At 38.3% G+C, this 12,133-nt stretch carries 10 protein-coding genes; 2 read left to right on the forward strand and 8 right to left on the reverse strand.

What is annotated here, in order from left to right:
* The 3 genes from QSH13_RS15740 to prmB all read right to left on the reverse strand — a co-directional run bounded on the left by QSH13_RS15740 (position 1) and on the right by prmB (position 3,018).
* Complete coding sequence (locus QSH13_RS15740) at positions 1-801, reverse strand: sulfite exporter TauE/SafE family protein (RefSeq protein WP_109396425.1); 801 nt, start codon at positions 799-801, stop codon at positions 1-3.
* 168 nt (positions 802-969) lie between these two features.
* The gene (gene aroC, locus QSH13_RS15745) at positions 970-2,055 is read right to left on the reverse strand and encodes a chorismate synthase (protein WP_109396424.1); all 1,086 of its coding nucleotides are present in this window, start codon (positions 2,053-2,055) and stop codon (positions 970-972) included.
* Between the two features lie 84 nt (positions 2,056-2,139).
* Positions 2,140-3,018 carry a 50S ribosomal protein L3 N(5)-glutamine methyltransferase gene (gene prmB / locus QSH13_RS15750; RefSeq protein ID WP_235376248.1) on the reverse strand — a complete coding sequence of 293 codons (879 nt, stop codon included), beginning with the start codon at positions 3,016-3,018 and terminating at the stop codon, positions 2,140-2,142.
* Positions 3,019-3,651: 633 nt separating this feature from the next.
* Here prmB and smrB point away from each other — a divergent pair.
* Positions 3,652-4,194: an endonuclease SmrB gene (gene smrB, locus QSH13_RS15755; protein WP_109396422.1), complete on the forward strand. Its 543-nt coding sequence runs from the start codon at positions 3,652-3,654 to the stop codon at positions 4,192-4,194.
* 101 nt (positions 4,195-4,295) lie between these two features.
* Here smrB and sixA read toward each other — a convergent pair whose 3' ends face one another.
* The 4 genes from sixA to QSH13_RS15775 all read right to left on the reverse strand — a co-directional run bounded on the left by sixA (position 4,296) and on the right by QSH13_RS15775 (position 9,151).
* On the reverse strand, positions 4,296-4,769 hold the full coding sequence (sixA, locus tag QSH13_RS15760) for a phosphohistidine phosphatase SixA (RefSeq protein WP_185901020.1): 474 nt from the start codon (positions 4,767-4,769) through the stop codon (positions 4,296-4,298).
* Positions 4,770-5,156: 387 nt separating this feature from the next.
* Positions 5,157-7,316: a fatty acid oxidation complex subunit alpha FadJ gene (gene fadJ / locus QSH13_RS15765; protein WP_268842970.1), complete on the reverse strand. Its 2,160-nt coding sequence runs from the start codon at positions 7,314-7,316 to the stop codon at positions 5,157-5,159.
* Positions 7,316-8,620, reverse strand: a complete 1,305-nt coding sequence (fadI, locus tag QSH13_RS15770) for an acetyl-CoA C-acyltransferase FadI (RefSeq protein ID WP_109396420.1) — start codon at positions 8,618-8,620, stop codon at positions 7,316-7,318. The genes fadJ and fadI overlap by 1 nt, the downstream gene beginning before the upstream one ends.
* Before the next feature lie 234 nt (positions 8,621-8,854).
* Complete coding sequence (locus QSH13_RS15775; RefSeq protein ID WP_006533378.1) at positions 8,855-9,151, reverse strand: YfcZ/YiiS family protein; 297 nt, start codon at positions 9,149-9,151, stop codon at positions 8,855-8,857.
* A 345-nt stretch (positions 9,152-9,496) separates the two neighbouring features.
* Between QSH13_RS15775 and fadL the strand changes: the two genes are divergently transcribed.
* The gene (fadL, locus tag QSH13_RS15780; protein WP_109396419.1) at positions 9,497-10,852 is read left to right on the forward strand and encodes a long-chain fatty acid transporter FadL; all 1,356 of its coding nucleotides are present in this window, start codon (positions 9,497-9,499) and stop codon (positions 10,850-10,852) included.
* 80 nt (positions 10,853-10,932) lie between these two features.
* On the opposite strand, the gene mlaA is transcribed toward fadL, so the two are convergent.
* Positions 10,933-11,670, reverse strand: a complete 738-nt coding sequence (mlaA, locus tag QSH13_RS15785; protein ID WP_109396418.1) for a phospholipid-binding lipoprotein MlaA — start codon at positions 11,668-11,670, stop codon at positions 10,933-10,935.
* Positions 11,671-12,133 lie beyond the last annotated feature (463 nt).

Consider the following 12,133-nt stretch of genomic DNA (forward strand, 5'->3'; position numbering starts at 1 on the left):
CTAATTAAAAAGTGCAGAAAACCAAAGTGCAATAGTATCGCCATGATTGTCATGTATGAGTTTGATGCTCATCAAAAAGGAGATAATGACCAGCATAGGTCTTATTAATTTTTGCCCTTTTGTTAAGACTAAACCTGCACCTAAGCGAGCACCAATAAACTGCCCACAAAGCATAACTAAACCAATAGTCCAAATAACCTGCCCACCAATGATAAAAAATAGTAACGAGCCAAAGTTAGAGGTAAAGTTAAGTAACTTAGCATGAGCTGTTGCTTTTGAAAGATTATATCCAAGCAACATAACATAGCCTAAAGCGAAAAAAGAGCCTGTACCAGGGCCAAAAATACCATCATAGAAACCGACACCTCCACCTAATATTGCACCAAAAGTATAATAGCCAATACGTTGTTTACTGTCTTGAGCACCAATTGATGGAGTGAGAAGAAAATAGAAACCGATGGCTATGGTAAGAATAGGAAGCGCTTGTCTAAGGATTTCTGGATTAATAAACTGTACCAACATGGCACCAGAAACGGCACCGATAAAAGTCATTAAAATGGCAAATCGTTGCGCTTTTAAATCAATCACTTTTCGACGTATAAAATAGAGCGTAGCCGAAAAAGAACCACCGACTGATTGCAGTTTATTCGTTGCGAGGGCTTGAACAGGCGAAATCCCAGCTGATAACAAAGCTGGAATAGTGATTAATCCACCACCACCAGCAATTGAATCAATAAAACCTGCGATTAAAGCCACCAAGAAGAGAAGAAGGTAGATGCCATCTGAAAAGAGCCAATCCATTTATCTATCCGAATTATTAGGAATGAAGGACGTGTTGCTGTGTTTATCTCATTTATGTTAAAAAACCACAACAACACGATCTGAGCATGATAAAATTAGGCGCTCACACCTTTAAAGCTAACATCAAACTTACAACAGTTTATTGACTTCGTTATTGACTTAGAATGATTACCATTGCATTAGCGGAGGTACAACATCACCACATTGACCACGTTGGCGCAATGCATGATCGAGTAATACAATTGCCATCATTGCTTCTGCAATAGGGATAGCGCGTATTCCCACACAAGGATCGTGACGACCTTTGGTTATCATATCAACCTCTTCGCCATCACGATTAATCGTTTTACCTGCAATAGTAATGCTAGATGTTGGTTTTAAAGCAATATGAGCAACAATTGGCTGACCACTGCTAATTCCACCTAAAATGCCACCTGCATGGTTACTAGTAAAGCCATCTTTAGTAAGTTCATCTCTATTTTCAGTGCCTTTTAATGTTACAACACCGAAACCATCACCAATTTCAATTCCTTTGACAGCATTGATACTCATTAATGCGTGCGCTAAATCTGCATCTAGTCTGTCAAAAACAGGCTCACCAAATCCTACTGGTACCCCTTCTGCCACCACAGTGACTTTTGCACCAATTGAGTTCCCCTCTTTTTTAAGTGCACGCATATATTCATCAAGTGCTTCTAAACGAGAAGGATCTGGGCAGAAAAACGGATTGGTTTCAACAATAGACCAATCAACAAGATCACAAGTAATTGGACCTAATTGAGAAAGATAACCTTTTATTTCAATGCCCATTTTCTCTTTTAGGTATTTTTTGGCAATTGCACCGGCAGCAACACGCATTGCTGTTTCTCGCGCAGAAGAGCGTCCACCACCACGATAATCACGCAAACCATATTTTTGCTCATAGGTATAATCAGCATGACCGGGGCGAAAAACATCTTTAATTTCACTGTAATCTTGAGAACGTTGATCCGTGTTTTCAATCAGTAAACCAATGCTTGTCCCTGTGGTAACACCATTAAATACACCTGATAAAATACGAACTTGATCGGGTTCACGGCGTTGCGTGGTATAACGTGATGTTCCGGGTCTGCGTCTATCTAAGTCAACTTGTAAGTCAGCTTCTGTCAAAGGCAATCCAGGAGGTACACCATCAACAATGCAACCTAATGCAATACCATGAGACTCACCAAAAGTTGTGACTCTGAATAATTGTCCGATACTGTTTCCTGCCATCCCTTTATTCCTATCTTTTACTGTGTGATGTTATCAATATGTTATTTGCAATAAATAACAATCTACCGTCTCATTACTGTGACATCAACGTTTATCAATAGAAAAACTCTCTGAATATTCGACGAGCTGTTCACGAGTCAGCATAAAGACACCGATTCCACCATTTTCAAACTCAAGCCATGTAAATGGAACCTCAGGGAATTGCTCAATAAGATGAACCATACTATTCCCCACTTCACACACTAAAATACCTTTTTCACTCAGATATTCAGGGGCTTTTAGTAAAATTTGTCTTGTAATATCTAGGCCATCAATACCCGAAGCTAATGCTAATTCAGGTTCAACTTGGTATTCATCAGGTAAATCCCCCATATCTTCGACATCAACATACGGAGGATTTGTCACAATAATATCGTAAGGCGTTGGGACAATAGCGTTAAATAAATCTGATTGCATTGGGTAAACACGATGCACTAAACCGTGGTTTTCAATGTTAAACTCAGCGACTTCCAGTGCATCTTCAGAAATATCAACCGCATCGACTTCAGCCTCTTCAAACTCATAAGCACAAGCAATCGCAATACAGCCACTTCCCGTGCATAAGTCGAGAATACGTGTTGGCTCTTGCTGAATTAAACCATCAAAGTGGTTATTGATTAATTCACCAATAGGAGAGCGAGGGATAAGAACACGTTCATCAACATAAAATTCGTGGCCACAGAACCAAGCGCTATGAGTTAAATAAGGGACGGGAATTTTCTGCTCAATTCGGCTTTCGACAAGCGTAATGATTTCCATCTTTTCAGAAGTTGTTAACTTCGTTGATAACAGTGCATCTGGAATATCTAAAGGAAGTGCAATTGTCGGTAACACTAGCTGTAATGCTTCATCCCACGCGTTATCTGTACCATGACCATAATAAATATCAGATGAATTAAACTGACTCATAGCCCAACGTAACATATCTAGGATCGTGCTTAGCTCAGCAACCGCTTCCTCTTTTAGTGTTATATCCAAAACTGTTGTCCTCTGAAGAAATAGAAAGTCTGTAGTTTGCCATGAAGATGGTAATAAATCAGCGGGAAACCATAAAAAAACATCACTACCTTATTATTCTCTTTTCTATAACCATACACTAGTTATGGTTTTAAACTTCAATCAAGTAATCAAAAGCAAAATTTACGATCTATTCATACACAAAGGCTAGTGTTTTATACTTTTAATTTAACTTTTATTAGCAATTTAATGATTCTAAACCATACTTAGAGTGTAAAAAATTAACTGTGTACTCAAATGCGCCTATAGATGTTTTTTATTCAATATGCAGTTACTTGAAAGCAGATGGCTAATTTTAAAGATTATGTTGATATCTTTTTATCGCAACCTGAAGATATAACAACGTGTTATGTTCGACAGATATCATGCGTAGAGCAACTTGTTCACTAACCTATATTTGCTAACTAAGTGACTATTTCGGCAGGGTAAATTCCCTGCTTTTTTTTATGCTAAATTTATAACTTATACTTTTTTATCTCTGACACTATTTCATGTACTATTGCCTTATAAAAACAGTAACACTATGAAGAATCGTAAAAAATGAATAAAAAATTTTCATTACCACCTTCTGAAATTGAGTTATTTCAGGAGATGGTAAAAGGCACCAAGAAATTACCTCAAGATAAAATACTTCATTCACCAAAACGTAAGAAAGTGACACACTACGCTGTTGAACGTCTTCAACAAGAACAAGTTGATGCCTCTTATTATTTTTCAGATGAATTTCAGCCTAACTTAGCGACAGAAGGCCCAATGCGCTATTTAAGAGAAGGCGCTAATGCTTATGAATTAAAAAAGCTACGTCGTGGTGATTATGTACCTGAGTTTTTTCTAGATTTGCATGGATTAACACAGCTAATTGCAAAACAAGAGATTGGCGCATTGATTGCAGCATGTAGACGAGAACATGTTTATTGTGCCTGTATTATGCATGGGCATGGCAAACATATTTTAAAACAGCAAACACCACTTTGGTTAGCGCAACATCCAGATGTCATTGCTTTTCATCAAGCCCCAAAAGAATGGGGAGGCGATGCTGCATTATTAGTATTAGTGGAAAACGACGATCTTGCTCGTCGCTAAACCACAAAATACTATCGCATTAACCCTTAAATCACTTATCGGGTGAAATAAGGTATTAATTACTTACTTAGCTTATTGAGCTTAGCTAATTGATTCAAATTTTATTTCAATATCGAAGGTGACACTTGCCATAGCAACGCTCCTGCACCTTTTGATAAATCAAAATCAACACAAGCAATAGTTGATGTTGAAAACATAGGAGCACATACCGCCGGACAAAGTTCAGCCACAACATAGCCAACCAAAGGTAAGTGAGAAATAACAAGAATATTTTTATATCCTGCATCCCCCAAGGCACGTAAGTAATGTGCAATATGTGAAGGATTCCCTCCGGGAATAAGTCCATCATCAGTTTCTACTTTACTAGGTAGCGCTAAATCTACTTTTACTGCATCCAATGTTTGTTGAGCACGTAAATAAGGGCTGACTAAAACATAATCGATAGTATGTCCTTGCTTTGTCATCCATTCAGCCATTTTTATTGATTCACTTTTTCCACGATCAGTCAGTGGTCTTAGTGCATCGCTAGCAGCATCAATGGCTGCTTCTCCGTGGCGCATAATAAAAATTTGCATAGTAAATTATTAAACCTATTTTATTTTTGTAATTACTGGTATTTACACTTTTAAGATACTTAATTTAATTCAATTTAAATCAATATATCCCTATCTAAAATCTTCAATACCCTAATTGCAATAGTATTATTAAGCTTTTTAAGATCATACTGTTGGTTTGCAAATTAACATCATTGCCAGGATCTTATTTTAAAAAGCTTCGTTTTTAAATTTATGTTCAAATAACCATTTTGCCATATCTGGCTATCATTGACATTTTCGACCTCTTTTTCCATTAAAAATTCATCAATTATTAATCTGACGCAAAAACGACAAGAAAAAAAGGCGCCTAAGCGCCTCAATCAAAACAAATGTCACAAAAGGAAAAAGCAATGGTAAGAGATAATATTAATCGTAAAAACGTTCATTTCGTTTAGCCATTTCAACTAAACGTTCACAAGGGCGATATTTTTCTCCATATTTATCGGCGAGTTGATTAAGCTTTTCTGCCACCTTTGTTGTTCCCATACTATCCATATAACGGAATGGGCCACCAAAAAAAGGAGGGAAACCGATACCAAATACAGCACCAATATCACCATCTCGTGGCTGCTTTATAATATTTTCATCTAAACAACGAACGGCTTCATTTAACATTAGTAATAAACAACGTTCTGTAATTTCAGAGGAAGAGTGTTGGTTTTTAGGCTTAATTTGTAATAGTCGATATATCGCTGGATCAGGCTGCTTTTTATTTTTACCTAATGAGAAAGGTAATGCATGTTTTGCATAAAGATAAAAACCTCGTCCATTTTTACGCCCTTTTCTATCATCAGCAATAATGGCATCGACAGCAGGAGGAGAAGCAAATCTTTCACCAAATGCATCCACTAATATCGGCGTTATTTTTGTACCGATATCAATACCCACTTCATCTAATAACTGAATAGGTCCAACAGGAAAACCAAACTGAACAAGTGCTTTATCAATATGTTCAATAGGCTCTCCTTGTACTAAACATGTCAATGCTTCACTAATATAAGGAGCAAGAATACGGTTAACATAGAATCCAGGTTTATCACCAACAACTATTGCAACTTTGCCCTGTTTTTTAGCAAAATTGACTGTTGTAGCAATAGTTTTTTCATCTGTATTTTCATGTGGAATAACTTCAACCAAAGGCATTTTTTCCACAGGACTAAAATAGTGAAGCCCGATCACTTTTTCTGGATATTTTGCCGTTTCAGCAATTTTATGAATAGGCAGCGAAGAGGTATTTGAAGCAAAAATAATTTTACCTTTACCCACTTCTTCAATATCTGCGACCATCTTTTGTTTTAAAGCCAAATCTTCAAAAACCGCTTCAACAACAATATTCGATTGATGAAAACCGCTGTAATCTAAAGAGCCCGAAAGCAACCCCATTTGGCGCTGACGTTCGCGCACAGATAATCTTTTTTTACTCACTTTGGCTGAAAGTGCTTGCCAACTATAATTCAGAGCCTGAGCAATTCCCTTATCGCTGATATCTTTAATTCTTGCTGGTAAATTACCTTTTGTCGCTGTAACAAAGGCAATCCCTCCTCCCATTAATCCACCACCTAAGATACCGATATGATGCAAATTATCTGGCTTTTCAGATGAGCCAGTTTCATTTTTAAGTGCCGTAGAAGCAAAAAAGAGATGTCTTAATGCAGATGAAACCGGCGTCATAGCGAGTTCGCCAAATGCATTTGCCTCTTCTTTAAACCCAGTTTGAATATCCTTTTCAAGACCACGTTCTATAACATGAAGAATACGTTCTGCTGCTGGATAGTGGCCTTTTGTCTTAGCTAATGTACGTTTTTTTGCTTGCCCAAACAGTATATTCCGACCTAAAGTCGTGTTTGCCAAAAAACGATCCATCATCGAATGCTTTCTCTGCTCTTTTTTACCCACTAAGATCCATTTAGCAGCAACATCTAACAGAATATCTTGTGAGACAACATCATCTACAAGGCCTAATTTTAAGGCCCGTTTCGCATTAACTTGTCTACCCGTTAAGATCATATCTAACGCAGATGTCACACCAATAAGACGGGGTAAGCGTTGAGTGCCGCCAGAACCTGGCAATAATCCAAGTTGTACTTCAGGAAGTCCTAAACGCGTTTTACTATTATCAGAACAAATTCGCCCATGACAGGCTAAGGCCAACTCAAGCCCTCCGCCAAGGCATACGCCATTAATAGCGGCCACAACAGGCAATGGATAGTTTTCAATTTGAGTAAAAAGATCTTGTCCAGCTTTTGCGAGTGCACTCGCTTCTTCTTTGGTTTTACAATCCGCAATCATGGAAATATCCGCACCGGCAATAAAACTCTCTTTTTTACCTGAGGTGATAATTAATCCTTTTACTCCAGAGTGTTGCTGTGCTTGCTTTAAAACATCTTGAAATTGTTGCACAAACTCTGCTTTTAGCGTGTTTACTTTGTCACCAATAACATCAATCGTGATAACCCCCACTTTGTCATTGCGGACTGAGAACTGAAAAACAGATGATTTTTCTAGTGTTGTCTGTTGTTGTTCCATTATTCCACCTCCAAAATCATCGCTGCACCCAATCCACCTGCTGCGCAAGCAGTAGTCAATCCAAACCCTCCCCCTCGTCGTTTAAGCTCATGCAGTGTCTGTGTGACCATTCTTGCACCAGTTGCAGCAAATGGATGTCCATAAGCAATAGAACCACCTAGCACATTAAATTTATCCATATCCACTTCTCCAATCGCCTTGGATAATCCTAGTTGCTCTTTAGCGAACTGCTCACTACCAAACAGTGTCAAGTTACTGAGTGTTTGTGCGGCAAAAGCTTCATGCATATCAATTAGTGTTAGATCACTTAATGCAAGGCCTGCGCGAGAAAGTGCAAGTGGGGTGGCATATGATGGCCCCAATAGCATATCTTTCCAGACATCTGTCGCTGTAAAAGCATAACTGCGTAAATAACCTAAAGGTTGATAGCCAAGACTTTTAGCAACAGATTCTTTCATCATTAATACAGCGGCTGCGCCATCGGTTAATGGCGTGCTGTTTGCGGCAGTGACACTACCATGGCGACGGTCAAAAGCGGGTTTGAGTTTGGCGTAAGAATCAAGAACAGAGTTTTTACGAATATTGTTATCTTGATGAAAGCCTTCTTTGTAAGGTGGAAAAAACGCAGTCATCACTTCATCGTCTAATTTACCCATCTCCCATGCTTTCGTTGCTAATTGATGAGAGCGATGCGCTAATTCATCTTGAGCTATTCTTGAAATATGGTACGTCTTTGCCATTTGTTCCGCCGTATCTCCCATACGTAATCCAGTTGAGTATTCAGCAACGGCTGGTGCTACAGGAAGGAGATCACGAAATCGTAATTGGCTTAAATAACTTAATCGTTGACCTAATGATTTGGCTTTATTTAGGCTTAATAAAACATCGGCAAGCTTTTTACTCACACCGATAGGCAACACTGAAGACGAATCTGCACCACCAGCAATACCGACAGAAACATGTCCGACCATCATACTTTCAGCAACATTAGCTATCGCCTGAAAACTTGTTGCACATGCTCTTGTTACACTATAAGCATCTGTTTTTACGCTTAATCCTGCGCCAAGCACAATTTCTCTAGCAATATTCGGTGCTTCTGGCATTTGAACCACTTGCCCGAAAACAAGTTGATCAATAATTTCAGGAGGAATTTCATTGCGAGTCACTAATTCTTGAACCACTGAACGCCCTAACTCAACCGCAGGTATTCCTCGATACGCAGTCGCTTGTTTAGCAAAAGGTAAACGTAGCCCACTGACAATAGCGATGCGATCTTTCATAGCACTGTTCGTTGATGACTTCATAACGGCTCCTGACAAAATGATTTCCTAACACCAAAGAGGTCTGACCTGATAATAGTGTTAACAAAAAATTCACTTTTCAGAAACGTCATTTTACAAGAAGTGGGAGTTAGCGCTCAATATTTCGATGAAATGTCTGAAACTTAACAATAATGATAGAAAAGATAATAACGTGATGAAGGGATATAAAAAAGGCTGTTGAATTTCAACAGCCTTAAATCTATTCATTTCAGCGGATTAACGTAATCCCAACTGAAAGATTAAGTTTTCTGCTTCACAAGAGAATGTAAAATCAGCGGTGAGTTGAACACCACCATCAACATCAGCAAATTGTTGATTGATTTTGCAAGGCTCTGAAGCGATAGATTGTGCTTTTGCACTAAGTTGATCTAACATTGCTTGCGCTTGTACTTTATCAGCGAAGACATGCTGATATGACGCTGTGCAATTCTTATTGTCAATAATAGTACCCACATCTACACAACAGCAAGCAGCGGTTTCTTCTGCACTACAACGATTAATTGCGTCTGCCATTTTAGTCTCCCAACGAAAGAAATGTTAATTATCTATCATAATCGCAAAAAAATAAAATAAACTGCTTTAGCTCAAATTTTATTACAATTTTACAAAAATAATTGATTACCCTGTTTATTTAACAATCAAAAACACCTTTATTGGGATGTTTTGTAAAAAATATGTTAACCAAATCCCAATTATTGAATCCAAATGGCAATATTTGTAAAACATACTTGCAACATTCAGGGTAATCAACTTTATACTTAATCAACTGGTCTGATTTGTCATAACGACAACCGCACCTAAAATCCAGCGCTTCTAATCAGAAGTTACTAACTTAAAAAAATTATGAGGGTTTAGGTCATGAACCGTAAAAACCTGTTTACTCGCACAGCACTAGCTGCCATTGTAGGAACAATTTCCTCTCAAGCAGGCGCTGCCGGTTTTCAGTTAAATGAATATTCTACTTCAGCACTAGGGCGTGCATTTTCAGGGGAAGGCGTTATTGCTGATGACGCCAGCGTAGGTAGCCGTAACCCAGCGGCACTCACAATGTTCGATCGCCCTGAGTTTTCTGTTGGTGCTATCCTTATTAACCCAGGCGTTGATGTTAAAGGTAAATCACCGCTTACCGGTACGGATACCACTGCAAAAGATATCGCACCCAGTGCATTAGTCCCTAATATCCACTTTGTAGCACCAATTAATGATAAATGGGCTATCGGTGCATCAGGTACAACAAACTTTGGTTTAGCAACAGATTTCCCAGACGATTATCCTGCTGGTCTTATCGGCGGTAAAACTGATTTGAAAACCATGAACCTAAACTTAAGTGCGGGCTACCGTGTGAATAACCAATTTAGCGTAGGTTTGGGGCTAAATGCTCTTTATGCTGATGCTGAAATTACTCGACATGTTGGTGAAGCGGGTAAAGTGTTAGGTGGCGCATTATCTAAAAAGCCTGGTATGGAACAATTAGGTGGTTATTTATCAAGTCTGCCAGCAAATGCTCGCTTTGCTCAATTAAAAGGTGATGCATGGGGCTTTGGCTGGAATGCGGGCTTACTGTATGAGTTTGATGAAGATAATCGTGTGAGTTTCACTTATCGCTCTAAAGTAAAAGTGAAATTTAAAGATGGCGATTATCAAAGTGACTTGCGTTCAATCCCACAACTTGAAGGAATGGGTATTGTAGGCACTAACGGCGAAACCATTAAAGGTAAACTTGACCTTAACTTGCCTGAAATTTGGGAATTTGCCGCTTATCACCGTGTAGCACCAAAATGGGCTGTTCATTATAATTTCGCTTATACAAGCTGGAGTGCATTCGAAGAGTTAAAAGCCACTCGTAAAAGTGATGGTCAGCAACTCTTCAAGAAAGAAGAAGGCTTCCGTGATGCATGGCGTGTGGCTTTAGGTACAACCTATTATCACGATGATAACTGGACATTCCGTACCGGTATCGCTTTCGATGATAGCCCAGTTCCTGCAGATAAACGTTCTATTTCTATTCCAGACCAAGATCGTTTCTGGTTAAGTGCAGGGGCAACTTATGCATTTAACAAAGATATGTCTGTTGATGTCGGCTTAGCGTATATGCACGGTAAAAAAGTCACAATCAAAGAGAAATTATCTGAAGATTTACCATTACCGGCTTACGAATTTGAATCATCAGGTAAAGCCTGGTTATACGGTATGAACTTTAATTACCGCTTCTAATTTCTCACTGCACGTTCTACACAAAAAATGGTCTTTTTTAAGACCATTTTTTTATTTATTAAGCTAAAAAAGATAATTCACTAATCAATGGAATCTAAATCATCTTCAATGGCTTTCGCATTAGGGTTCTCTTTCACTATACCCGCTTGGAAGTCATTACTTTGGAAATAAGCCTCACGCATCATTAAATAAGGATCAGATGAGTTTTGTAAAATCGCATCAGAGTCGAGCAATTGCGCGCGTGTTTCAATGCCTTCTAATGCCCACTTACCCGCTGACATCCAAAATGTTAAATAGCTCAACATAGGGTAGGTTAAATCAGCCCAATCACCACCTTCTTCACGGACAGTAAAACTACCATAGCCTGGTACAACAACATAAGGGCCGTAATCCATGCCATAATGACCTAATGTGCTACCAAATCGCATTGGCACTTCTTTTTCCATCGTTTCTTTAGACATGCCAGCAACATCTATCAAGCCACCCATACCAAAAACGGTATTGATCCAGAAACGACCAAAATGTTTAGCCCCTTTTTCAAAATCACCACGCAATACACTGTTCACCATACTTGCTGGCTCTTCTAAATTACCTAAAAAGTTAGATAAACCATTTCTTGCTGGTGGTGGCACATAATCACGCCAAACAACAGCAACTGGACGTAAAATATAAGGGTCTAACACATAGTAGTTAAAATCAAACATCTGGCGGTTAAACCCTTCTAATGGGTCTGAGCGCCCTTCCCCATTATTAGAGGTACTTGCACATCCTGAAAGTAAGGCAACTGAAAGAGCAACACCGCACAGGCGATACTTCATAATGTTCTCCGCTAATTATCTTATGATGAGCAGCATCATAGTTCGCATATTCATAAATTCTAGACATAATACTGTCAATGTATAATAAGTGGTACTTTTATTAGGTTTTGATCTTATAAGATAATTCGGTTTTTGTGATTACCTTATCGAGCTGATTTAAAATATTAACCCGATATTATGGGGAAATATAAAAATATATGATGTTATTTAATTATATTCTACTTTCAATACATCAAGTAAATAAGACATTCACGTATTATCTGCTAATGGTTTTAATCATTTTTCGGCTTCGGTGTATTCGCAGGAAAATCTATAACAACGATATATCCAGCGTTAAGAAAAACGGCAATATGTTCACTTAATACACTCATAAGTAATAAAAACTTTAAACATCAAATATTATTAATTGATTTTATGTCCATATAAAAACCTATATTTATTATCGAACATTGAGTAAGGAAGT

Source organism: Proteus faecis (assembly GCF_030286765.1).
GTDB classification, from domain to species: Bacteria; Pseudomonadota; Gammaproteobacteria; order Enterobacterales; family Enterobacteriaceae; genus Proteus; species Proteus faecis.

Coding starts and splice junctions, on each gene's coding strand:
- QSH13_RS15740 (WP_109396425.1), bottom strand. CDS start 801: ATGGATTGGCTCTTTTCAGATGGCATCTACCTTCTTCTCTTCTTGGTG.
- aroC (WP_109396424.1), bottom strand. CDS start 2,055: ATGGCAGGAAACAGTATCGGACAATTATTCAGAGTCACAACTTTTGGT.
- prmB (WP_235376248.1), bottom strand. CDS start 3,018: ATGTTACGTTGGGCTATGAGTCAGTTTAATTCATCTGATATTTATTAT.
- smrB (WP_109396422.1), top strand. CDS start 3,652: ATGAATAAAAAATTTTCATTACCACCTTCTGAAATTGAGTTATTTCAG.
- sixA (WP_185901020.1), bottom strand. CDS start 4,769: ATGCAAATTTTTATTATGCGCCACGGAGAAGCAGCCATTGATGCTGCT.
- fadJ (WP_268842970.1), bottom strand. CDS start 7,316: ATGGAACAACAACAGACAACACTAGAAAAATCATCTGTTTTTCAGTTC.
- fadI (WP_109396420.1), bottom strand. CDS start 8,620: ATGAAGTCATCAACGAACAGTGCTATGAAAGATCGCATCGCTATTGTC.
- QSH13_RS15775 (WP_006533378.1), bottom strand. CDS start 9,151: ATGGCAGACGCAATTAATCGTTGTAGTGCAGAAGAAACCGCTGCTTGC.
- fadL (WP_109396419.1), top strand. CDS start 9,497: ATGAACCGTAAAAACCTGTTTACTCGCACAGCACTAGCTGCCATTGTA.
- mlaA (WP_109396418.1), bottom strand. CDS start 11,670: ATGAAGTATCGCCTGTGCGGTGTTGCTCTTTCAGTTGCCTTACTTTCA.